Origin of the sequence: Aureimonas sp. Leaf427 (assembly GCF_001425485.1) — a bacterium.
Classification (GTDB): domain Bacteria; phylum Pseudomonadota; class Alphaproteobacteria; order Rhizobiales; family Rhizobiaceae; genus Plantimonas.
Genome location: NZ_LMQW01000004.1, coordinates 1 through 22,717, shown reverse-complemented (window position 1 = coordinate 22,717; position 22,717 = coordinate 1). Strand labels below are relative to the sequence as shown.

The 22,717-nt window shown below is 62.8% G+C and carries 24 protein-coding genes and 2 pseudogenes; 6 read left to right on the top strand and 20 right to left on the bottom strand.

Annotated elements, in window-relative coordinates; all coding sequences use genetic code 11:
- The first annotated feature begins 385 nt into the window (after positions 1-385).
- Complete coding sequence (locus ASG62_RS04700) at positions 386-1,696, top strand: tyrosine-type recombinase/integrase (protein WP_200944778.1); 1,311 nt, start codon at positions 386-388, stop codon at positions 1,694-1,696.
- Positions 1,697-1,867: 171 nt separating this feature from the next.
- On the opposite strand, the pseudogene ASG62_RS27495 reads toward ASG62_RS04700, so the two are convergent.
- The 8 genes and pseudogenes from ASG62_RS27495 to ASG62_RS04680 all read right to left on the bottom strand — a co-directional run bounded on the left by ASG62_RS27495 (position 1,868) and on the right by ASG62_RS04680 (position 7,109).
- Positions 1,868-2,351: pseudogene (locus ASG62_RS27495) on the bottom strand (transposase).
- An 88-nt stretch (positions 2,352-2,439) separates the two neighbouring features.
- Positions 2,440-2,592, bottom strand: coding sequence for a transposase (locus ASG62_RS27795; protein ID WP_274532604.1), 153 nt, complete (start codon positions 2,590-2,592; stop codon positions 2,440-2,442).
- Positions 2,593-2,803: 211 nt separating this feature from the next.
- Positions 2,804-3,472: an HAD family hydrolase gene (locus ASG62_RS25285; protein ID WP_082537505.1), complete on the bottom strand. Its 669-nt coding sequence runs from the start codon at positions 3,470-3,472 to the stop codon at positions 2,804-2,806.
- Positions 3,472-3,705 carry a tautomerase family protein gene (locus ASG62_RS25280; RefSeq protein ID WP_082537504.1) on the bottom strand — a complete coding sequence of 78 codons (234 nt, stop codon included), beginning with the start codon at positions 3,703-3,705 and terminating at the stop codon, positions 3,472-3,474. The genes ASG62_RS25285 and ASG62_RS25280 overlap by 1 nt, the downstream gene beginning before the upstream one ends.
- A 9-nt stretch (positions 3,706-3,714) precedes the next feature.
- On the bottom strand, positions 3,715-4,554 hold the full coding sequence (locus ASG62_RS25275; RefSeq protein ID WP_082537503.1) for a hypothetical protein: 840 nt from the start codon (positions 4,552-4,554) through the stop codon (positions 3,715-3,717).
- 62 nt (positions 4,555-4,616) lie between these two features.
- Positions 4,617-5,381 carry an AfsA-related hotdog domain-containing protein gene (locus ASG62_RS04690; protein WP_056699560.1) on the bottom strand — a complete coding sequence of 255 codons (765 nt, stop codon included), beginning with the start codon at positions 5,379-5,381 and terminating at the stop codon, positions 4,617-4,619.
- A gap of 29 nt (positions 5,382-5,410) precedes the next feature.
- Complete coding sequence (locus ASG62_RS04685; RefSeq protein WP_056699557.1) at positions 5,411-6,022, bottom strand: hypothetical protein; 612 nt, start codon at positions 6,020-6,022, stop codon at positions 5,411-5,413.
- A 139-nt stretch (positions 6,023-6,161) separates the two neighbouring features.
- Positions 6,162-7,109 (bottom strand): LysR family transcriptional regulator, encoded by a 948-nt coding sequence (locus ASG62_RS04680; RefSeq protein WP_082537502.1) that lies wholly within the window; start codon positions 7,107-7,109, stop codon positions 6,162-6,164.
- A 50-nt stretch (positions 7,110-7,159) separates the two neighbouring features.
- On the opposite strand from ASG62_RS04680, the gene ASG62_RS04675 reads away from it, so the two are divergent.
- From ASG62_RS04675 to ASG62_RS04660, 4 genes are all read left to right on the top strand, one after another.
- Positions 7,160-8,143: an aldo/keto reductase gene (locus ASG62_RS04675; protein ID WP_056699789.1), complete on the top strand. Its 984-nt coding sequence runs from the start codon at positions 7,160-7,162 to the stop codon at positions 8,141-8,143.
- Positions 8,140-8,526, top strand: a complete 387-nt coding sequence (locus tag ASG62_RS04670; RefSeq protein WP_056699555.1) for a carboxymuconolactone decarboxylase family protein — start codon at positions 8,140-8,142, stop codon at positions 8,524-8,526. Before ASG62_RS04675 ends, ASG62_RS04670 begins: the two co-directional genes overlap by 4 nt.
- A 35-nt stretch (positions 8,527-8,561) precedes the next feature.
- Positions 8,562-9,752, top strand: a complete 1,191-nt coding sequence (locus ASG62_RS04665) for an MFS transporter (protein WP_056699552.1) — start codon at positions 8,562-8,564, stop codon at positions 9,750-9,752.
- Positions 9,753-9,850: 98 nt separating this feature from the next.
- Entirely contained in the window at positions 9,851-10,780 is a 930-nt protein-coding gene (locus ASG62_RS04660; protein ID WP_056699549.1) for a LysR family transcriptional regulator, read from the top strand.
- Here the strand turns inward: ASG62_RS04660 and ASG62_RS04655 are convergent.
- From ASG62_RS04655 to ASG62_RS04600, 12 genes and pseudogenes are all read right to left on the bottom strand, one after another.
- The gene (locus ASG62_RS04655; protein ID WP_056699787.1) at positions 10,773-11,000 is read right to left on the bottom strand and encodes a DUF2274 domain-containing protein; all 228 of its coding nucleotides are present in this window, start codon (positions 10,998-11,000) and stop codon (positions 10,773-10,775) included. The genes ASG62_RS04660 and ASG62_RS04655 overlap by 8 nt on opposite strands.
- Before the next feature lie 5 nt (positions 11,001-11,005).
- Positions 11,006-12,247, bottom strand: a complete 1,242-nt coding sequence (locus ASG62_RS04650; protein WP_056699546.1) for a TrbI/VirB10 family protein — start codon at positions 12,245-12,247, stop codon at positions 11,006-11,008.
- 35 nt (positions 12,248-12,282) lie between these two features.
- Positions 12,283-13,377 carry a P-type conjugative transfer protein TrbG gene (gene trbG, locus ASG62_RS04645; RefSeq protein ID WP_082537501.1) on the bottom strand — a complete coding sequence of 365 codons (1,095 nt, stop codon included), beginning with the start codon at positions 13,375-13,377 and terminating at the stop codon, positions 12,283-12,285.
- Positions 13,374-14,063, bottom strand: a complete 690-nt coding sequence (gene trbF, locus ASG62_RS04640) for a conjugal transfer protein TrbF (RefSeq protein WP_056699545.1) — start codon at positions 14,061-14,063, stop codon at positions 13,374-13,376. The genes trbG and trbF overlap by 4 nt, the downstream gene beginning before the upstream one ends.
- Complete coding sequence (gene trbL / locus ASG62_RS04635) at positions 14,063-15,421, bottom strand: P-type conjugative transfer protein TrbL (protein ID WP_056699542.1); 1,359 nt, start codon at positions 15,419-15,421, stop codon at positions 14,063-14,065. The genes trbF and trbL overlap by 1 nt, the downstream gene beginning before the upstream one ends.
- On the bottom strand, positions 15,418-15,798 hold the full coding sequence (gene trbK-alt / locus ASG62_RS04630; protein WP_056699540.1) for a putative entry exclusion protein TrbK-alt: 381 nt from the start codon (positions 15,796-15,798) through the stop codon (positions 15,418-15,420). The genes trbL and trbK-alt overlap by 4 nt, the downstream gene beginning before the upstream one ends.
- 6 nt (positions 15,799-15,804) lie before the next feature.
- Positions 15,805-16,560, bottom strand: coding sequence for a P-type conjugative transfer protein TrbJ (gene trbJ, locus ASG62_RS04625; protein ID WP_056699537.1), 756 nt, complete (start codon positions 16,558-16,560; stop codon positions 15,805-15,807).
- Entirely contained in the window at positions 16,557-19,064 is a 2,508-nt protein-coding gene (gene trbE / locus ASG62_RS04620; RefSeq protein ID WP_056699535.1) for a conjugal transfer protein TrbE, read from the bottom strand. Before trbE ends, trbJ begins: the two co-directional genes overlap by 4 nt.
- A gap of 12 nt (positions 19,065-19,076) precedes the next feature.
- Positions 19,077-19,358: a VirB3 family type IV secretion system protein gene (locus tag ASG62_RS04615; RefSeq protein ID WP_056699532.1), complete on the bottom strand. Its 282-nt coding sequence runs from the start codon at positions 19,356-19,358 to the stop codon at positions 19,077-19,079.
- Positions 19,358-19,690, bottom strand: coding sequence for a TrbC/VirB2 family protein (locus ASG62_RS04610; protein ID WP_056699530.1), 333 nt, complete (start codon positions 19,688-19,690; stop codon positions 19,358-19,360). The genes ASG62_RS04615 and ASG62_RS04610 overlap by 1 nt, the downstream gene beginning before the upstream one ends.
- Positions 19,687-20,643, bottom strand: a complete 957-nt coding sequence (trbB, locus tag ASG62_RS04605) for a P-type conjugative transfer ATPase TrbB (RefSeq protein WP_056699525.1) — start codon at positions 20,641-20,643, stop codon at positions 19,687-19,689. Before trbB ends, ASG62_RS04610 begins: the two co-directional genes overlap by 4 nt.
- Before the next feature lie 378 nt (positions 20,644-21,021).
- A pseudogene (locus ASG62_RS04600) lies at positions 21,022-21,848 on the bottom strand (IS5 family transposase).
- 421 nt (positions 21,849-22,269) lie between these two features.
- Between ASG62_RS04600 and ASG62_RS04595 the strand changes: the two are divergent.
- The coding region (locus tag ASG62_RS04595; protein WP_244488593.1) for a transposase at positions 22,270-22,717 on the top strand (448 nt) is incomplete at its 3' end.

Genomic DNA, 22,717 nt, shown 5'->3' with positions numbered 1-22,717 from the left:
AGATCCGAGGATCGCCAAGCGTGTCCGGCAAACGCCGAGACAACGGTTGTCCTGGAGATACGATGGACGCAAAGGCGTCGCCGGAAGAGTTCATCTTCGGACCAAGCCGGACAATTGCTTGTCCGCTACATCGCAAATTGTAAGGGAAAATTGGAGCGGGCGAAGGGATTCGAACCCTCGACCCCAACCTTGGCAACTTCGCATTCACGATGCGCTAGGCCTCGCTAGGGCACGAAAATGCACTACGAAACAGCATGTTATTGACCATCGGCGTGCGAAGGAATATCCCCTCCTAACCCACGAGATCCTTCCTCGTGGAGACATTCTGGAGACAATCGGCGGATGGCGCGCTTTGTCTCCAAGCGAGGAGGCCGCTATGCCAACCATGAAGCTGACCAAGAGAGCGATCGACGCTTTCCAACCCCCTGCGGAGAAGCAGGTTGTATATTGGGATAGCGAGATCCGGGGATTTGGCGTTCGGATGCTCCCCTCCGGCTTGAAGACGTTCGTCGTTCAGTACCGCAACGTTGAAGGCATTAAGCGGCGGATCAATCTTGGCCGGTACGGTGTCCTGACACTTGAACAGGCCCGCACGCTGGCAACAAGTAAGCTCGGCCAAGTCGCAACGGGAAAGGATCCCGGGAAAGAAAGCCAGGAAGCTCGGTCCGGTATCACCGTCGCCGATATGTGCGACTGGTATCTGATGGAAGCTCGCGCCGGAAACATTCTCGGCCGAAAGAACCGCCCCATCAAGGCGTCTTCGCTCGACATGGATGAGAGCCGTATCAAAACGCACATCAAGCCCTTGCTGGGGAAGCGTCAGGTCCGCCACCTGACGATCTCCGACGTCGAACAGATGCAGACGGACGTCCGTAACGGCAAGACCGCCAAGCCTCGCAGTGGTGGACGCGGCGGCAAAGCATCGGGTGGCGCTGGCGTGGCGGGACGGTGCCTCGGTACGCTTCAGGCGATCATCGGACACGCCAAACATAAGGGGCTTGTCGAAGATCATCCCACAAAGGGTGCCAAGAAGCTGGCAACTCAGAAGCGGACCCGCCGCCTCAGCGTCGTGGAGATCAAAGCGTTGGGCACAGCGCTGGCTCATGCGGAACGCCATGGTGAAAACCAAACCGCGCTGGGTGTCATTCGCTTACTTCTGCTGACGGGATATCGGCGTGAAGAAGCGCAAGGAATGCGGCGCAGTTGGCTGAATGCGAGCGGTGGATACGTAGCGTTTCCGGATACCAAGGGCGGTGCGCAACTACGGGTCGTCGGGCGAGCCGCGTCCCAAGTCATCAGCGAACAGCCGATTGTCGAGGGGAATCCCCACGTGTTTCCATCAGAGGTGGGTGACGGTCCCTACACCGCCGTGAGGGTTTGTCTGGCGCGTGTCTGCAAACTGGCCGGGATCACCGAAGTCACTCCGCATACTCTTCGCCATACGTTCGGTAGCATGGCCGGCGAGCTTGGCTTCTCGGAGCTGACCATTCGCGCGATGCTCGGTCATGCATCGCAATCGGTCACTCAGGACTACATCCACATCGACGAGGCATTGAAGCTGGCGTGCGACAGAACATCGGGCGAGATCGAGAAATTACTGGCAGAGGGGGCGGCAAAGCTGACGTCGATCAGGTTCGACGCTACTTCGTCGAGCCCGAAGGCAAATACATTCACGCCGCCTTTTGTGGTGGCATGATTCAAAGATCTGGCGCTCAGCGCCTCGATGGCATTCATGGTGTAGATGATCCGACGAACGCCTTTGAGGTAGGCTAAGAACGACACGACCTGGGTCCAGTGCCGCCTCCACTCAGCGCGATCGCAAAGTAGCGCTGGCCCTAGTCGCTCGCTTCGAACGCTTCCAGCGTCTTCACGCCCGCTTCCCCGCGTCCCGAACCCGGTAGATCGCCCGAAGCGCCGGCACGACGGCCGTGCGGTCCTCCCAGGAGACGAACTCGAGCAAATGGCGGATGAGATGGACGACGCAGGTCTGGACGACCGTCTCGGGGAATGTGGCGTTGATCGCCTCAAGAAAGCTTTTTAGCCCATCGATCACGGCAATTGGGATGCCTGCGACACTGCGGTTCTTCAACTCGTTCATGACGTGCAGCCAGAACTTGGCGCCTTCCGTTTGGTCCCGTCCGGCAGGATGCCGAGCGCGATGTAGACGGCCTTGCTGCGCACGAACCCCTCGTCGCAAACTTTACGCGAATGGCGTTGAAGAAGATGAGCTGACAGCAGACATCGCGCCGGCGGTTCTGCCATTCGGCCACCTTGCCCAGCACCGCGTCGGCGACCGTTGAGATGAGGTCGGGCGAGACGTCGATGCCGTAGAGATCCCTCCAGATGGCCACGGATCTCACGGACCGTCACGCCCCGCACTTACATTGAGACGAACTTGGCGTTGAAGTCCGGGAACCGGCGCTGCTAACGAGCGATGAGCTACGGATCGAAGGTCTCGGTTCGGTCCCGGGGAATGGTTAGGTCGATCTTCGAGGCGTCGGTCAGCATCGTCGTCTTCGACGAGCCGTTGCGCCGGTTCGGCTTAGCGTCAGCCCGTGCCCATTCAAGATGCTCGTCGAGCTCGGCGTTCAGAATGCGCTTCGACAGGCCCTCTTCAGATCGTCGAGAAGCCCGTCATGGCCGAAGATCTCTTGCGGGTTTCTCCTTGCCATAAGTTGGTCCAGAAGCTCTTTGTGGATAGCCATGCGATGGTCCTTTCCTTTCCATCGTCATGGCCTCCCGCATAGAATTCTCGACTGTTCCCTGCTATGTCGTCTCTGTGTTCGGCAACCCAGACATACCGCTATTCCCTCAAAGAAAGTATGTCCCAACAACGCTCGCGAGCAAGTTCCAACAATTTTGGGTTTGATCCTACTGCTACCGGATGGCCGACACATTCGAGCATAGGGACATCGGACACGTCGTCACCCAAGGCCCAACATGCTGCAGCCGCACTGCCATACCGAGTCAGAAACTGCTTAATGGCGACTGCTTTGCCAACACCGATCGTCTGAGGATCTGAGATGTCTCCGCTGTAACGACCGTCAGACCTAATTTTCATTTGGGTTGATAAGATGTAGGTGACACCCAAATGGTTAGCAATTGGCTGTAAAACCGCGCTAAATGAGCCTGATACGAAGACTGGACATATACCCCGATCAGACAATTCCTTCATAAGGCTGGTTGTTTCAATAAAAATAAGATCATTTTCAATGACTGAATTCGCCCATAATTTTCCTGCTTTTTCTACTTCTTTAGGTGCCGTCCCGGCATAGAAGCGATAATAATCTCGATTCATTAACTCGCGTGACGCACCATTGGATCTCGCCTCATCGAAGTGTTTATTGAAGCTAGCAAGAGTATCAATATCATTTTTACAGGACTTGCACCAATATTCGAAGAAGGAAAACATACTCTTCGTTTTTAGGATGGTATCGTCGACATCGAAGAAGGCATACGCAGGGGTTTGCATCACTGCTGCCCTTCTTCATAGCTCTTGCGACGACTTTTTAGCGCAAAGTCAGGGGAGCTACCTACAATGCCAGCATCCGCCCAGCGAGCGGGGACGATCTCTGTTAAGTAGACACTGATTTTGTCTAGAGGGATACCGGTGACGCGATGCACGGTTGCTGTTACCTCCAGAAGAAGTTCCTCTGCCTTTTCTTGGCTTTTCATTTCAAAAGTAGCAATCTGTACGACGGGCATGGCTTTTCCTTAAGCTTGAGTCTGCAATTCGTGAAAGGCTGGAGCGCGCAGTTTTAACTGCGCATGGATATCTCCTCCGAGGCCATATCTGCCAATGGCGCCCCCATGGCTAAGCTGGTAGCTCATCCATAGAACAACCACGTTCACCACGCGGTTCGCGCCAGGTGAATCCGGCCGGGGGAAAGGGTTTGGCAGGCACGCGTAGAAGCTTCCAGCGCCATTGCGGTCAGTCACGAAGACATTCGGAATGCCGAGCGGCCCCGGCCGGGTAGGCGCGCTCGGGTTTAGATCACGCTCCCGAAGCGTCATCACCGTGTAAAGCGAATTGGGGATGAGGCCCGCGAATTCCGCCTCGAACGCGGCCGATCTAGAGTCGCTGGCAACATGGACTCTCAACTGGCCGGTTGCCGCCATCCAGTCTCTCAGCCGGACCGGACTGCTCAAGGCTCGACCGTGCTCGGGCGAGGCGTCCGGGATGGGCGTCTCGTGGAACGCGTAGCTCGGGTGATGTTCCTGATTGGCGGCTGGATACTGTTCAGGCGCGAAAAGCATCGGATAGTTCGAGCATGGCAGCGGAAGGGGCAGCGTATGAAGTATCTTGTTCCCAATATGCGGCGGAGGACTCGGCCCAAATTCTTCGAGGATCGTGTACGGTGCTCGCTCGCCGAAAGCTGGGACGACGCTATCCGCCCGCACGAGCGCGTGTCCCCATTCCGTTGTCACAACACCAGCGCCACCGGCGCGGTTGATGGTGCCAATGACGATGAAGTTGCCTTCTTCGTCCATGACCTCGCTTGGAGGGTAGAGCGGACCTTGCGTTGTCAGGTCCAGGTCAAGGGTAATCCGCATGGAAGGCTCCAGCCTGTAGCCGCCCGTTCTCGCCGATCAGGGGCGGACCGGGCGGCGTTTTATTAAGCGGCGATGGCGATCGGCTGTGTCCTGGCGCGCACTGCTGTCACAGCTTCCATGGCCAGTCCGGCTTCTTTCTGAGCGATCAGATCTTCCGGATATGCGGTGAAGGAGAAGTTCGTCCGCGCACGTACCTCGCCGACTTGAACCAGATCGACTTCAACGGTGAACCGCTGCCGCCGATCGTTGATGTCCTTGGAGACGATCCGGTATTCCATGTGTGCTGGAAGAGGAAAGACAAAACCTAAGAAGGTGGTGCTCATGTCGTTGATGACGAAATAGGACTTGTGATTTGCCCCTTTCAGGAAGTGCTTTTCGGTCACCGCTAGGAATGCCTGACGGGCTGCCTCAACGAGCACCATGCCCTGAACATGTTGGCCGGTTTGATGGTCGCCCATCAGCTCGCAATCCTGATCAATGCACAGGTTCAAATGGAACGTGTTTTCGTCCACCATGACGGGCGAGCCGATCAGCGTATTGCAGGCGTTTCTCTTGTGTGAGAGACCAGCGTCAGCCCGTTCGGTGCGTGCGCGCAGATCTTCGATGTCCCATCTCTGACGATGGTTATCCGACGCCTCGACCAAGGCGACGATTGCCTTACACTCGATATCCGAGATGCCTTGCCCCAGCAGCAAGCGTGCCCTCGTTGGCAAGAGGTGATGTGGCAGCGACAGCAACGATTTCAGCTGGCTGGACGTAACCGTTCGGTCGTTTACGGAAAACTCGGCGAATTTATCCGCAACAACAATGAAGGTATCGGCTTCCATTATGCTACCCTTCCAAACTTTTAGTCAGATCAAGCCGCTTGCGCGAGAGATTGCTGATAAATCTTCGTATAGAGACCCTCGGTGCCGCCGGTGATGTACGTATCTCCCGCCTGTCGCACGATCTCGGCATATCGATCGGACGTGAATGCCGCCGTGTACTCCTCAGGAGATGAAGAGAACCCAGCGATGAACATGACGCCCGGCTGGCCGCTGATCACAGAATGATAGGCGAGGAAAACTTCCGCCGGTTCGTGAGCGCGAACGACATCGAAAATCGTCTCCTCACGCCATTTGCGATAGTCAGCCGTTCTGTCCGGCTTCACCTCGACATGACGTAGCTGAACGAACGGAGTGGCGGGCAGAACTCCTTCGCAATCCTTCGGCGCTTCGACGAAGCTTAGCAGTTCGCGCCGTACGTCTGCGGCGAGATATTCGGAATGCTTGACTGCCTGCGGCATCAGCACCGCATTGAGCGCATCGAGGTCAGTACCTTCTTCGAGTGCACGCAACTCCAGAACTTCGTCGGAGTCCATGGAAACGAAGACGCGTGCTGTGTCGTCGGCCTTCAGAACGGTAGCCAGAGCCGCTGCCATGGTTGGCTTGGTAAAATACCGAGAAGACAATATGAATTTTGCGGCCAAGATGAAGCTCCTTTTGCTATCATGATTTGATGCGAGGCAGCGTTGCCGTGCGCCATTATTGTTGGCGCAGGCTCTTGGTGGGTAAATGATCGAAACCGAGGATGCGTTTTCCGTTATCGGAAAGCGGTGCTTTATGCTGCTAATTCAAGCGGCTGCGATGAGCACGAACGACGTCGCGGAGGAAATCGGCAACGACTTTAATCCGCGGGGCGTGCGCAAGATCCGATTGCGTGACTAGGTAGATCGCTTGATCGATCCCAAGATTTGAATTGAGGCATTCGAGGGACGCATCGCGGGCTAGAAAATGGGGCAACACAGCCAGGCCCATTCCCGCCTTTGTTGCCGCGACTTGCGTGGTTAGAGAGGTCGTCGCGATGGCGGGTGGACGCCCTTGAAGTATACGCTCGACCCATTGCGCGGCCGGTAGATGGGCGTATGTCTCGCACCACCCTATGAAGGCATCCGTTTCAAATGTTGCGAAATCAGGAGCGGACTGCCGGCGAGCGAGGTAGGAAGCCGCTCCGTAAAGGCCGTAACCCATCGTTCCCACACGCTGTAGCGTGACATTGCCTCGTTCAGGCTTGACCATACGCAGCGCGAGGTCGGCATCGCGTCGATGAAGATTAACGGTCGCGATGTCGGTAATAACCTCCAGCGTTAAAGCCGGAAATCTTTCTCGCAATGTTCCGATTTCGGGCAATATCAAGCTAGTTGCAAGGTTTTCGGCTGTTGCCAACCTGACGATACCCGCGATTTCCAACCGTTCGCGCGCGCCACTGCGGAGGGAGAAAGCTGCGGTTTCCATCGCCTCCGCCTGCGGAACCAAGTTGGCTCCATCCTCGGTCAGTTGATAGCCTGACTGTTGGCGAATGAACAATGGTAAGCCAAGGGCGTCTTCCAAACGCTCGATCCGCCTCGACAGCGTCGCCAATCCTACGCCTAATTGTTCGGCGGCAGCGCTTAGCGTCCCAGCCCGCATGACGGCTAGGAACGCCTTGGTGTCATCCCAAACGAGCCGCTTGTCAGGGTGGTTTCCGATTTTGAAAAAGCCCTTGCCGAACTTCGTGGGTTTCGTCGTCCGCCCCACATGCCACCTTGATGCTGCACATTCGCGTAGCCGCTGACAAGGAAAAGCTGATGAAACGACGCACCCTCAATCCCGATTTCGACGTGTCCGCCATAGGGTTGGGTTGCATGGGGATGAGCGAATTCTACGGTCCTCGGGATGACGAAATCTCTCTGCGAGTGTTGGCCGAAGCTGTCGATCTCGGCATCGACTTCTTTGACACGTCCGACACGTATGGACCACACCACAATGAAGAACTTCTAGGCAGGTTTCTCGCGATGACCGGCGCGCAAGTGAAGGTCGCAACTAAATTCGGGATCGTCAGAGCGGCAGGCGAATACAAGCGCAGCATCGACAACAGTCCGGCCTACGCCCGCAAGGCCTGCGAGAGCTCCCTCAAGCGGCTTGGCGTCGAGCGCATCGATCTCTACTACGTTCATCGCGTCGAAAACGGACGTGAGATCGAGGAAACGATGGCTGGCTTGGCCGACCTCGTCGTCGAAGGCAAGATCGATCGCGTGGGACTTTGCGAAGTGAGCGCCGCTACCTTGCGGCGCGCTCATGCCATTCATCCGGTAACGGCAGTGCAGACCGAATATTCGCTTTGGACGCGTGATGTCGAGGCGCAGATCCTCCCGACCTGCCGCGAGTTGGGGATCGGTTTCGTTCCTTATTCCCCGTTGGGTAGGGGCTTTTTGACCGGGACATTCCAACAGGACACACTATTCGCCGATGGTGATTTTCGTGCGAGCCTGCCGCGGTTCCAAGGGGCTGCCTTGGACGCTAACCGTCGAATCGCTGACGCCGTTGCGCGGCTAGCACAGGAGAAGGGCTGTACGCCTGCTCAACTATCGATCGCATGGCTACTTGCCAAGGGCGAAGATATTGTCCCGATTCCTGGCACCAAACGTATCAAGTACGTTCGCGACAATGCTGGAGCCACCGACGTCCAACTGACGATCAGCGACGTCCTCGATTTGGAACGTGCGATGGAAGCGTTCCCGGTCGCGGGTGAGCGCTACACCGAAGAGGGGATGAAGGGGGTGGCCGCATGAGCCGTCAGCCTGACCGCTTGCCTCGGGCCCTTGAAATACTCGAGCGTTTGGAACCGGGTGCGCCGGAACGCGTGGTTGCCAATCTCGACGCATTCTCACCAGACGCGGCCGGACTGGTTCTCGGATATGCCTTCGCCGACATTGTCGGCAGGGATGGGATCGATCTCAAGACGCGCGAAATGCTCACCGTTGCCATGCTCGGTGCCATGGGTACAGCGCAGGGCCAGTTGGAATTTCACATGCGCGCGGCGATGAACGTAGGCGTCAGCCGGGAAGAAATCGTCGAGATCGTGCTCCAGATCTCGGTGTACGCTGGCGTGCCGGCTTGCATGAACGCCATTACGGCGGCGAAGGCGGCGTTCCACGCCGCTCAAAGCGGCTGAGGCCGCATCACTCTACATCAACAAGGATCATCGACATGAACCAACACGTCGCTTCGACGTGGCGGCAGTGGCTTGCTGTGTCGGCGCTAGGCGTCGGCAGTTTTGCCATTGTCACCACTGAACTAGCTCCCGTTGGCCTTCTCACGCCGATCGGCGTGGATTTGAACCAACCGGAGTCCACGGTCGGCCTTGCCGTGACGCTCTACGCCTGGATAGGCGCGGTAGCGGCGCTCGTCTCGGCGACGACGTTAAGTGCCTTGCCTCGACGGCCGCTTCTCCTTGGGCTGATGCTCGTTCTTGCCGCATCTGCCGTAGGATCTGGTATCGCATCAAGCTTTGGTGCCTTGATGGCAGCTCGTGTTGTCGGCGCGCTAGCGCATGGTGCCTTCTGGGCGATGATTGGCACTTTGGGCGCACAAATCGTTCCGGCTAAACATTTGGGCTTGGCTACATCGATCATTTTCGGCGGCGTTTCCGCAGCCAGCGTAGCAGGTGTTCCGCTCGCGAGTTATCTTGGCTCGGTTGCGGGGTGGAGAATGTCGTTTTTCGCCATCGCAGTGCTTTCGCTAGGTATTGCAGTCGCTATTCGCGTGAGCGTTCCTTCACTGCTTGGCCAAGCTGGCGTCGATACCGGCACGATGCGACGCATTATGGCCAATAGACGGTTCCAGCGGATCTTCGCAGTGACGATCGTCTCGATCACCGCCCACTTCATGGCGTTCACCTTCATCGAGCCATACCTTCGAGGCGTCCTCAACGTCTCGCCGACAATGATCGCCATTCTGCTCTTCGTTTTTGGCGTAGCTGGCTTGCTGGCGAACGTCTTCAGCGGTGCCCTTATCGACGCCCATATGAAGACCCTGGTGGTCGGAGCCTTATTGGTCGCGGCTCTCGCGCTCGCTGGCCTAGCCCTTCCGTTCACCGCCACCTCTGCCTCGGTCGCCGGAGTATTCCTTTTCGCATGGGGGGCAGGAATTGCCGTCGTGCTTGTTGGCCTCCAAACTTGGGTCATCAAGGAAGCCGGCTCTGACGCTCTCCCCGCCTCGGCAATCTATGTAGCCTTGTTCAATGCAGCGATCGGCCTTGGCGCCGTTCTTGGTTCGGTGATCTTGGCGATGTCTGGCATTGTTGCCCCATTTATTGTCGCAAGTGTCATGACGGCTATTAGCCTCCTCGGCATTGCCGTCGTGCAGGAACCGCAATCTCTGCCTGCGCCAGCTGAATAAACTTCAGCGGGTCAATCCGCTGGGAACAAAATCGCTTGAGACCAGGTGCTGCAAATAAGCTTTACGTCCGCAAACGTAAATTGACGTGGGAATGGAGAATGGCGAAGTCCACTTCGATTGAACTTCGCCATCTTCGCTATCTGGCTGCTGCCATTGAGCACGGCAGTTTTCGTAGAGCGGCCTCAGCACTTGGCATCAGAGAATCCGCGATAAGTCGCACCATACGCGACCTTGAAGATATGATCGGATCTAGCCTTTTCCTACGTCAAAATACTGGGGTTAGGCCAACTGATGCGGGCGAACAATTTGTTCGACATGCGCGAGAAGCTATAGCGCAAATCGACCTCGCCGCCCGCGCAGCCATGCCGGCGGGGCGCGGCGAAATAGGCGTCCTGCGGATCGCCATGTACTCGTCGCTGTCCGGTGGTTTTCTCGCCGATCTGCTTCGGGCTTACCAACTGCGGCATCCTCAGGTTAGGGTGGAGTTCATCCATGGCAGCGCAGTGGATCTGCTACCTGTCATCCGGCGGCACTACGTCGATATTTCGTTCGCGATTGCCGCTCCCGAGGCGATGGACTGTGAGGTCATGCCGCTTTGGAAGGAACGCCCCTTCATTGCGATGTCTTCGGCGCATGTCTTGGCAGACCGCTGCGAGATTGCATGGGACGAGCTTCGAAAATACTGCTTTATCGTAAGCAGGGAAGCACCTGGGCCGGAGTATGCTCACATCCTGAATACGCGGCTCGCCCGATTCGGCGAGCGCTCGGCTATCGAGTGGCAAGCCGTCCACCGCGATACTGTGATGCAATTGGTTGCCAACGGCGACAAACTAAAATTCACCACTGAAGCAACCACCGCAACGCACTATCCCGGTGTCGTATTCCGTCCGATCGTAGACGACGATGTAACCTTCTTAGGGATTTGGTCACGCGCCAACGGAAACCCTGCATTCCGGCGGTTTCTTGCCATGGCACGGACGCTTTCGACGGAAGCAACGGCCCGCGCGACCACTTCGAGAATCACATAGGTGCTGTGTTGCGACGCGCCTTCGCAAACCCTCGATCCGTTACCATAAACCGCTCCAGCATAGGCGCAATCAGGCGCACGGGATCGGCTACTGCCTGTCCGCTTTCCCGCGCCAGTATCCCGGCATAGGCCACGAGATCGCGATGCAGGCTGGCTGGCAGTTCCAACGTCACCTTCACGGGTTTGTCGTCGGCGATCGGTCCAAGCTTCAGTTTCGCCACGATGGTCAACTTCCATAGGGTTCGAGCACAAGATCGCGTGTCACCAACACACGGACGGGGACACCGGGCCGGATGGTGAGCGTCGGCGCGATGTCGAGCTGGCGGCCGACGATCTGGCGGCCGGTCTGGCTGATGCTGTCGGAGGCGCCCTGCCGGATCGCACGCGCGAGGTCGGACTCCTGGCTGGACGAGCCGGCCTGCGTGCCGATCGACAGCAGCGTCGAGAGCGCCGCGGCGCGGGCAAGCTGCCCCCAGTGGTAGTCGACGCCGTCCTCGACGCCGGCATAGCCTTCCGCATCGGCACCCGGCTGTCGCTCCAGCACGATCGACCGACCGTTCGGGAAGATCAGCCGTGTCCAGACCAGCAGGACACGGCGCTGCCCGAAGCCGACGTCGTTGTCGTACTGGCCGACGACACGCGTTCCCTGCGGGACGAGCAGGATGCGGCCGGTCGGGCTGTCGTAGACGTTCTCGGTCACCTGGGCCGTGATCTGGCCGGGCAAGTCGGAGCGGATGCCGGTGATCAGCGCGGCCGGGATGACCGCGCCGGCCTGGAGGACGTTCGGCGAGGGCGGCGCGGCGACGCGATCGGGGGCGACGGTGCGCCGGTCGGTCTCGGCGTTCAGGAACGCCTGCTTGCGTGCTTCGGCCGATGGCGTGGCGGGCGGCGGGGCAAGGCCGAGGCTCGCAAGATCGGGTGGCGGAACCGACGATGGGCCTCCCGCAGGTGCGGCCGACGTGGCGCTTCGCGTTTCCGCGCTGGCGAAGAGCTGGCTTGTGCGGGCCGTCTCGATCTCCTGCCGCCGGCGTTGTTCCTCGGGACTGGGTCCGGTCTGCGCCGGCACGGGCGCGCCGGGCGGGGTGGGCGGCACGGACATCGGCTGGCCGCGGTTCTGCGCGTCGATGATCGGGCGACCGAGATCGCCCGGCAGCGGCGGGCCGAGCTTCGGCACGCCACCATAGTCGGCCGGCAGCGCATCCATGCCGGGCGGCGGGTTGCGGTTGCCGGGTGCTACGAGTTCCTCCGGTCCCCTGCCGGCATCGCGGCTCTGGAGGCCGTACATGAGGGCGCCGCCGAGACCGAGGCCGGCGGCGACGCCGATCCCGGTCAGAACCTTTCGCGACAGCCGCGTCACGCGCGGCGGTTCGGCGCGCAGGCGCATCGGCTCCGCCGCCGCACCGGTCAGCGGCAGGGCGTCGTCGTCCGGGGCCGCCGCGTCCTCGTTCCGGGGCAGGTCCTGCACCACCCGCGCGTCATCTTTTTCCCCACGGACCTCCTCACTCACGACGTCCGCCCTCCCGTCGAGCCCGCCGCCTGTCGCGTCGAAGCTTCGGTTTCGGCCCCGACGGCGCGCGAAAACATCCCCCGTCGCACCCCGTCGGTGCGAACGATCCGCACGCGGCGCTGATCGCGGCCGGTGCCGAGCCTGAGTTCGGCCGCCGCGAACAAGCGATCGACGATCATATGCCGGCCACGCACGCGATAGTTCACGAGTTCCGAGGCCTCGCCTTCGGGCCCGACGACGAAGAGCGGCGGCATCTCGCCTTGCGCGATCCCGGTCGGGAACTCGATGAACACCTGGCGCCCGTCGTCGAAAGCGCGAAGCGGGCGCCAGGGCGCGCGATCACCCTCGATCGCATAGCGGAAGTTGACGCTGGCGAGATCGACGCCGGTCGCCACCGGCTGGGCCGCCTCGGCCGCCTGGTTCTGACGACGCAGCGCGATGAGTTGGTCCTGCGAATATTGCCAGGACACCGAGGCCATGTAGGTGCGCTCGAGCGCGCGCAGTTCGACATGGTAGGTGCGCCGGTCGGTGTTGATGACGAGATTGGTCAGGAGGCCGGGCCGCGTCGGCTTGACGAGGATGTGGATCTGCCGGGTCGCGCCCGTGCCGCTCTCGGTATCGCCGATGATCCAGCGCACCGTATCGCCGGCCGCCACCGGGCCGGCGCCGACCAGCGTCTCGCCCGGCTGGAGCGCGATGTCGGTGATCTGCCCCGGCGCGGTGTAGACCTGATAGAGCGCACCGGCCGTGAAGGGATAAACTTGAACGGCGTTGATGAAGCCGTCCCGCACCGGCTGCATGCGGGCGGCCGCGTTGGCGAGCGCCACGCGCGCGGCGGGATCGGCAGCCTCGGGCTGCGGCCGCACGCGCTCCATCGGCTTCAACTGGCCGGGCAGCGGAAGTGGCGTCGGTGTCTCCACCACCGTAACCGGTGCTGGCGGCTCCGGTCGAAGGACCGCGGGTGGCGCGTTGTCGTAGGCGATCTCCGGCGGACGCTGGGCTGTGGCGCAGCCGGCGAGCGCGCTCGCGCAGAACAGCATGGTGACGGTGGAGACGCGGGACACCGGCCTCCGGATTGAAGGCTGGATCATTGGCCGAGCTCCCTGGACCAGTCGATGGCGGTGACGAAGATGCCGAGCGGGTTCTTGCGAAGCGCGTCGGTGTCGCGAGGCGTGCGCACCGTGACCGTGACGATCGCGCTCCAGCGCGAGGTGTCGGCGAGGCTGCCGTCCTGATAGCGCCGCTGGATCCAGGCGACGCGGAAGGAGCCCGGCGAGGCGCGGATGACGCTGGAGATCTCGATCGAGACCTGAACGCGGCCGACCTGTGCGAAGGGGTCGTTGGCGCGGGCATATTCGTTGAGCGCCCGCGCGCCGCTCTCGGAGGTGAAGTCGTAGGCGCGCAGCCAGTTCTGCCGCAGCACGATCGGATCGGCCGGGATGCCCCGCACCTCTTCGATGAAGCGCGACAGGTGCCATGCGATCTGGGGATCGGTCGGCTGGTAGTCGGCCGTGGCGGGGCTGAGGGCCTGCACCTCCCCCATCTTGTCGACCTGCACGACCCACGGCACGATCGATCCATTGGAGGATTGCCAGACGAGCGCGGCCGCAAGCCCGGCCGACAGAGCCAGCGAGCCGAAGGACATCAGCCGCCAGTTGCGTGCCTGGACGCGGGCAGAGCCGATGCGATCGTCCCAGACCTGGGCGGCGCGCTGGTAGGGCGTATCGGGCACCGGAGCCTTGCCATAGTGCGTTGACGGTCGTCGGAACGTGTTCATCAGCGGTCGCCTTGATCGAGGGATACGGAAGCGCCGCCGCCATGGGCGTCGCCGGAACGGACGGCATGGGCGGCGGCGGTGACGCCGTGACTGAGGCGCTGCGAGCGCTTCATGCCCTTCGCCCAGGCGGGCTCGCCCTGCTTGTCGGCGGAGGGGGTAGACGGCGATGATCCTGTGCCGTCACCGCCCTTCGCCTCGCCGATCGCACCGCCGGTCGCCTCGACGGCCGTGCGGGCGCCGGATTGGAAGCTTTGGCGAATCCCATCGGCGGCTTGGCTCGCCGCGCGTTTCAGCGGCGAGACGGCGGCCGATGCGCCGGCCTTCGCGACACCCCCGACGCCTGCGGCGACGCCGGCGGCACCCGTCTCCCCGGCAGAGCCGAGCTGGTAGGCCGTCGAGGCACCGCCCGCGAGGGTCGCACCGCCCCGGGCAGCCGCGGCGGTGCCGGACATGGCAGCCGCTCCGCCCTTCACGGCAAGCCCCGCCGCGCCGGCACCGGCCATGGCCGCGCCGCCGACCGCGAGACCGGTGCCGACCGCCGCGCCGGCGCCGAGCTGCGGCGCGCCGGAGATCAGGCCGGCGGCGACGCCGGGCCCGAAGATGCCGAGACCGAGCAGCGCGAGCGCCGCGAGAACGACCGAGAGCGCCTGGCCGATCGTCGGCTGGACATCGCCATAGCCGGTCGTGAACTGCGCGAAGAGGCCGGTGCCGATCCCGACGATGACGGCAAGCACCATGACCTTGACGCCGGAGGCCACGACGTTGCCGAGCACTTTCTCGGCGAGGAAGGCGGTCTTACTGAGGAAGGCGAAGGGCAGAAGCACGAAGCCGGCGAGCACCGTCAGCTTGAACTCGATCAACGTGACGAAGAGCTGCACGGCGAGCACGAAGAAGGCGATGAGGATCAGGAGCCAGGAGATCAGGAGGACGGCGATCTGGATGGCGTTGACGAAGATCGCCACCGGACCGACGAGCTGGCTCGCGGCATCGAGCAGCGGCTGGGCGGCATCGAGCCCGACCTGAGCGAGCCGGCCGGGGCGCAGGAAGTCGGCAAGAGCGACGGAGCCGCCGCCCGCCTTCAGGCCGAGACCGGCGAAACTGTCGAAGACGATCCGCGAGAGCGCGTTGAAGTTGCCGATGATCCAGGCGAAGAAACCGATGAACAGCGTCTTCTTTACGAGCCGCCGCATGACGTCCTCGTCGGCACCCCAGGCCCAGAAGAGGCTGGCGAGCGTCACGTCGATCGCGATCAGGATCGAGGCGAGGCTGGTCACTTCACCGCGAATCAGGCCGAAGCCGGAATCGATGTAGGTGGTGAAGGTGTTGAGGAAGGTGTCGATGACGCCGACGTCGTTCATCGCGCGGACTCCTCGGTACGGGCGACAGGTGGCCGCGTCGACGCGCCCGCGGCGGCCTCGGAAGGTGCTGCCGGATGGCTCGGCGCGGGCGAGAGGACAGGCGCGGCCACGGGGGCTTGCGGCCGCGCCTGTCCGCCGAAGAAGCGGCGACGGTTCTCCTCCCAGACCGCCATGCAGCCGGCTTCCTCGATCCGGTTTCCCTCGAGCGCCGCGCAGCGACGGAGGCTCCGCGAGAGATCGTCGAAGTCGGTTGCCTGCAACGGCGCTTCCACCGGGGCGGTGCGCTCGGGCGTGCGTCCGAGCGTCAGGGCGGCAGCGATGGCGAGGATCGCGCCACTCGCGGCCAGGGCGGTGCGTTGCAGGCGGGACTGGAGCATGGTGGATCAGTTGCCGAACATGGTGACGTTGCCGGGCCGGTAGCCCGAGCGCGTAGAGAAGCGGCGATAGTGCTCGCGGCCCTGCTCGACGGTTGCGGCTTCCTCGGCTTTGGCGAGCGCCTCGGCCCGCCCGTTGGCCGCGACGGTCGCCGTCAGGTCGGCGAGCTGCTGGGCCTGGAGCGCCAGAAGCTGATTGCCGGCCTGCGTCGCCTGCAGGGCACCGGTGGCACCCTGACTGGCGCCGACCAGCGTGCCCATGGTGGCGCGGTTCGTGTCGATGTTGCCGACGACGCCGGCCTGGACGCGCATGGCATCCTGCAAGCCCCCGACCGTGTTCTGCCAGCGATTGCGGGCCTGCGTCACGAGTTGCCGGTCGGACGCTGTCATGGGGGCGTTGCCGTACTGCTGCTCGAAGACGCGATCGATCTCGCCGACCTCGTAGGCGACGTTGCGTGCCTGGGAGAGAAGCTGCTGCGTGCGCCGCACGGAGGCTTGCAGTTCGCCGAGCGAGGAGTGCGGCAGGCTGGCGAGGTTCCGGGCCTGGTTGACCAGGGACTGCGCCTGATTCTGGAGCGAGGTGATCTGGTTGGTGATTTGCTGGAGCGAGCGCGCCGCCTGGAGGACGTTCTGAGCATAGTTGGACGGGTCGAACACCGTCCACTGCGCCGCGGCGGGCGTCGCCAGCATCGGTGCGATGACGATCGGCGCGGCAAGCAACGCCAGTGCCAGACGACGGGCGCGGGTATGGACAGGATGGGTCACGGGCGGTTCTCCGGTTCGAGGTTGGCGAGGTCGGGGATGAGATCGGCGGCCCAGCCGACGCCGCGGTTGCGCAGCCAGGCGGACAGGAAGCCGGAGCGACCGTGCTCGGCGATTGTCGCGGCGATGGCGGCCTGGTCGCTCTTCGACGAGGCGGCGCAGAGCGCCAACGCCACGTCGGACAGGCCCAGCTCGAACAGGCGGTTGCCGCGCCGCGACTGGCAGTAATAATCGCGCTTGGGTGTCGCCCGCGCGAGGATCTCGATCTGGCGGTCGTTGAGGCCGAACCGCCGGTAGATCGCGGTGATCTGCGGTTCGATCGCGCGCTCGTTCGGCAGGAGCAGCCGGGTCTGGCAGCTCTCGATGATTGCGGGCGCGATGGCGGAGCCGTCGATGTCGCTGAGCGACTGGGTGGCGAAGACGACGCTGGCGTTCTTCTTCCGCAGCGTCTTCAGCCACTCGCGGAGCTGGCCGGCGAAGCCCTCGTCGTCGAGTGCCAGCCAGCCCTCGTCGATGATGATGAGCGTCGGCGAACCGTCGAGCCGGTCCTCGATGCGGTGGAAGAGATAGGCGAGCACGGCGGGTGCCACGTCGGTGCCGATCAGCCCCTCGGTCTCGAAGGCCTGAACGGTGGCGGAGCCGAGATATTCGGCCTCGGCATCGAGCAGACGGCCATGCGCGCCGCCGACGCAATACGGGCGCAGCGCCTGCTTGAGGTCGTTGGACTGTAGCAGGACTGCGAGGCCGGTGATGGTGCGCTCCTCGGCCGGTGCCGAGGCCAAGGACGACAGCGTCGTCCAGATGTGCTCCTTCACGTCAGGCGTGATCGCGACGCCCTCGCGCGCGAGGATCGAGGCGATCCAGTCGGCGGCCCATCTGCGCTCGGTGGCATCGTCGACATTTGCCAGCGGCTGAAGCGCGACGCCGACATCGGCGGCGGAGGACGGCGCCTCCGCGCGATCGATCGCATCCCACATCCGCGATGCGTCAATCGCCTCGGAAGCCGCGCCGCTCCCACCAAGGTCATGCCAGTCGCCGCCCATGGCGAGCGCCGCGGCGCGGATCGAGCCGCCGAAGTCGAAGGCGAAGACCTGCGAATGACGGTAGCGGCGGAACTGGAGCGCCATCAGCGCCAGCAGCACCGACTTGCCCGCGCCAGTCGGTCCGACGACGAGCGTGTGGCCGACATCTCCGACATGGAGCGACAGGCGGAACGGCGTCGAGCCTTCGGTCTGCCCGAACAGCAGCGGCGGCGCGTTGAAGTGCTCGTCGCGTTCGGGCCCGGCCCAGACCGCCGACAGCGGGATCATGTGGGCGAGGTTCAGCGTCGAGAGCGGCGGCTGACGGACGTTCGCGTAGACATGGCCCGGCAGCGAGCCGAGCCAGGCATCCACTGCGTTGATCGTCTCCGGCATGGCGGTGAAGTCGCGGCCCTGCACCACCTTCTCGACGAGGCGCAGCTTCTCGTCGGCGACGCGAGGATCGGCGTCCCAGACCGTCACGCTCGCGGTGACATAGGCCATGCCGGCATGGTCGGCGCCGAGTTCCTGCAAGGCGAGGTCCGCGTCGACTGCCTTGTTGTCGGCGTCGCTGTCGACCAACGCGGATGGCTCGTTGGTCATCACCTCCTTGAGGATCGCGGCGATCGACTTGCGCTTGGCAAACCACTGGCGGCGGATCTTCGTCAGCAGCTTCACCGCCTCGACCTTGTCGAGGAGGATGGCGCGGGTGGACCAGCGATACGGGAAGGCCAGCCGGTTCAGCTCGTCGAGGAGCCCCGGCGTCGTCACGGTCGGAAAGCCGGTCAGGGTCAGGACGCGAAGATGCCGGTCGCCCAGCATCGGCTCCAGCCCGCCGGTCAGCGGCTGGTCAGCGAGGAGCGCGTCGAGATACATCGGCGTTTCCGGCACGCGGACGCGGTGGCGCTTGGTCGACACGCAGGCGTGAAGGTACGTCAGCATCTCGGCACTGTTCAGCCAGCGGCAGGAGGGCATGAAGCCTTCGATCAGCTGAAGCAGACGATCGGTGCGATCGAGAAAGGCGGCGACGATCTCGCGCGGCCGGTTCTCGCGGCCAGGGCGGTTCTCGTAGAGCCAGCCTTCGGTGCGCGAGGCGTCCTCGGCGGGCGGCAGAAAGAGGACGGTGAGGAAGTAGCTGGACTCGTAGTGTCGCTCCGCCTCTTCAAAGCCGGCCTTCCGTTCGGCGTCGACCAGCGCCGAGGCGGCGTCCGGAAAGCTGCTCGCCGGATAGTCCGCGGCCTCGTGGCGCTGCGCCTCGACGAAGATCGACCAGCCGGAGCCCAAGCGCCGGAAGGCGTTGTTGAGCCGCCCCGCGACCGCGACCAGTTCGGCGGGAACGGAGGAGTCGAGATCGGGTCCGCGAAATCGCGCGGTGCGCTGGAACGAGCCGTCCTTGTTGAGGACGACACCCTCTGCAACCAGCGCCGCCCACGGCAGGAAATCGGCGAGACGGGTGCTGCGGTTGCGGTATTCGGCGAGGTTCATCATCGGCTTGTTTCCTCAGACCGACAGGTGGCCGGGAATGCGCAGATGCCGGCGCACAACGTCGACGAAGAGTGGATCGCGCTTGGCGGCCCAGACGGCGACGAGGTGGCCGACCAGCCAAATGGCAAGGCCGACCAACCAGAGGCGCAGGCCGAGGCCGACAGCACCGGCCAGCGTCCCGTTCATGATCGCCACCGCGCGCGGCGCCCCGCCGAGCAGGATCGGCTCGGTCAGCGAGCGGTGGACCGGCACGGTGAAGCCCGGCACCTCGTCAGGGACAAGAAACTTGCCGGCCATCAGACCAGCGCCCCGCCACCGAACGAGAAGAACGACAGGAAGAAGCTCGATGCCGCAAACGCGATCGAGAGGCCGAAGACGATCTGGATCAGACGGCGGAAGCCGCCCGACGTGTCGCCGAAGGCGAGCGTCAGGCCGGTGCCGATGATGATCATCACGGCGACGATCTTGGCGACCGGCCCCTCGATCGACTGGAGCACCGACTGAAGCGGCGCCTCCCACGGCATGGACGAGCCGGAGGCGTGGGCGGCGGGTGCGGTCAGGACGCTGACCGCGACGACGGAGGCCGTCAGGGCGAGGCGGTGGCGCAAGACGCGAAGGCGCGAGGTCATGGATGGTCTCCTGGGCTGGTGGGGGTGAGCGAGGTCGCTGGAACGTCAGCGGGTACGACGCGGTAGTCGCCGTCAGGGCCGAGCCCCTCGACACGGGCGAGTTCGGCGAGGCGGCGAAGCGATCCGCGTCCGGCAAGGACCGCGACGAGATCGATCGTCTCGGCGATCAGCGCGCGCGGCACGGTGACGACGGCTTCCTGAATCAGCTGCTCCATGCGCCGCAGCGCGCCGATCGCGCTGCCCGCGTGGATGGTGCCGATGCCGCCGGGATGGCCGGTGCCCCACGCTTTGAGGAGGTCGAGTGCTTCCGGCCCGCGCACCTCGCCGATCGGGATGCGGTCGGGGCGCAGGCGGAGCGACGAGCGGACGAGATCGGACAGCGAGGCGACCCCGTCCTTGGTCCGCATGGCGACGAGGTTGGGCGCGGCGCATTGCAGCTCGCGCGTGTCCTCGATGATGACGACGCGATCCGACGACTTTGCGACCTCGGCGAGCAACGCGTTGGTCAGCGTGGTCTTGCCGGTCGAGGTGCCGCCCGCGACGAGGATATTGGCGCGGAACGCGACACCCTCGCGCAGTACGTCGGCCTGTGCCCCGGACATGATTCCGGCGGCGACGTAGTCGTCGAGCGTGAACACCGCGACAGCGGGCTTGCGGATGGCGAAGGCCGGTGCCGACACGACCGGCGGCAGCAGCCCTTCGAACCGCTCCCCCGTCTCGGGCAGTTCTGCCGACACGCGTGGCGCCCCGGAGTGGACCTCGGCGCCGACATGATGAGCGACGAGGCGGACGATGCGCTCGCCGTCAGCCGGCGAAAGGCGCTCACCAGTATCGGCCAGCCCTTCCGACAGCCGGTCGATCCAGATGCGCCCGTCCGGGTTCAGCATCACCTCGACGGTGGCTGGATCGTCGAGAAAGCGAGCGATGGCGGGGCCGAGCGCCGTGCGCAGCATCCGCGCGCCGCGTGCCCGCCCTTCCGATCGTCCGTGCTGAACCACGCTGCCGCCCCGTCATCGCCGGAGCCGCAGGGTGCGCGTCCGGAACGGGGTTGATTAGGAATGCTTGGATTTGATGGAGTTCAACAATATTCTTTCGTAGTAGAACTATAGCGTGTAGAAAGAAAGGAACGGCGGCTTGGACCTATTCATCTGGCTGACCGCAGCGATGACACATGCTTTCGCCTCGAATCACAATCAAGTCACCGAGTGTGAAGCTTTGCGTGGCTCTGGCGCCGACTGATGGTGGGCTCCGTCTTAGCGAGCCGATGTAGAGAAAGGCTCGCTTTGCGTCTCAGAGTCCGTCCGGAAACTTATTTAATTTGAACAGACTCTTCACAGCATGAGACGGATTGATGCCAGTTTGAGGAAGGCGAGCGCATTGCGAGACAGGTTCTCGAAGTCCTTGGCCAGCCTGCGGCATCGCCCCAGCCATGCGAACGTCCGCTCGACCACCCAGCGTCTCGGCAGAACCTCAAAGCCCTTGGCGGTGTCGGATCGCTTGACGATTTCGGTCGCCAGCGCGGGCATGGCTTTCTTCTGACCCTTGGCGAAGACGGGTCCCTGATAGCCGCCGTCGGCGAACAGTTTCTTCAGGAACGGATAGCGCCCGAACAGCGTCTTCAGGACCAGGACGCCGCCGTCGCGGTCCTGGATGTCGGCCGGATGAACCAGTGCGTGCAGCAGCAGACCTACCGTGTCGACAAGGATATGGCGCTTCTTGCCTTTAACCTTTTTCCCCGCATCATACCCGCACGGGTCGATGCAACGCCCCCTTTTTCCGCGCCTTTGACGCTCTGGCTGTCGATGATCGCCGCCGTCGGGCTGGCCTCCCGCCCCATCGCCTCGCGGCATTTCACATAAAGTTCTTGATGAATGCGGCCGAGCGTGCCGTCCCAGTTCCACAGGTCGAAATAGCTGAACAGTGTGCTCTTCGGCGGCAGGTCCTTCGGCACCGCCCGCCATTGGCAGCCCGTGCCGAGAACATAAAGCAGGCCGTTGACGACCTCGCGCACATCGACCTCGCGCCTGCGACCGCCACGCTTGGCAGGCGGAATCAAAGGCGCGACAAGCGCCCATTCCCCATCCGTCAAATCGCTCGGATAGCGCAGACCATCCCGGTTGTATTTCCCTCGGTTCGCCTTCGTCCACATCGCTGCCATGCCCTCGTCGAATCAATTCAACTGCATGGAATCACAAATGATTAATATCACTCAACTTCTTTTTGGACCGACACTCAGAAACTCAAGGAGCTTCGGTATGTCACAGCCTCGCTATCGAACGGCGACAACAACGGATGGCAGACGCGGCCAAGTCACGCGTCTACCTAAGCTTGATACGTTCGACCCACATCCGGTCATTCGCGGGAGGCATTCCGTTATTCAACGTAGGACGTTTGTTCATGTCGGCAACCAAAGGCGTGGCCCGCATAGACGCTTGCGTCGAAGAGCCCGTGGCCTACTGTTCACCGCGCCTGCCACGACCCAGTTGCGGACGCTCAGGTCCCTTCCTGGAGCGCACCCCGTTTTGACCGGACAGGCGGCATAGCCGATAAGGCATAGGCATCCGCCTATGAGTACGACTATGTCGAAAGCTCCTGATGGCCCGTTTTCTCGGGTTGAAGTGATCACTTCCGTGCAGCGCCGGCGGCGATGGTCGACCGCCGAGAAGGTCCGCCTCGTCGAGGAGGCGATGCGGCCGGGAATGAGCGTGTCCTTCGTGGCGCGGCAGGCAGGCGTCTCGCCGTCTCAGCTCTTCGCTTGGAAGCGCCGAATGCTGGAAGGCGGACATGCCGCCGTCCAGGCCGACGAGGACGTTGTCGGCACGTCGAGGGTCCGCGATCTGGAGAAGCGGGTTCGCGACCTCGAGCGACTGCTCGGCCGCAAGACAATGGAGAACGAGATCCTCAAAGAGGCGCTCGACGTTGCCCGCCCAAAAAACGTATGGCTCGCCCCGCCTGCAAGCGACTTTTTGACGGCTGTTCAGTCTGCGCCAACGTATCCGGTCTCGGGGCTGCAATCGTCCCCGGCCA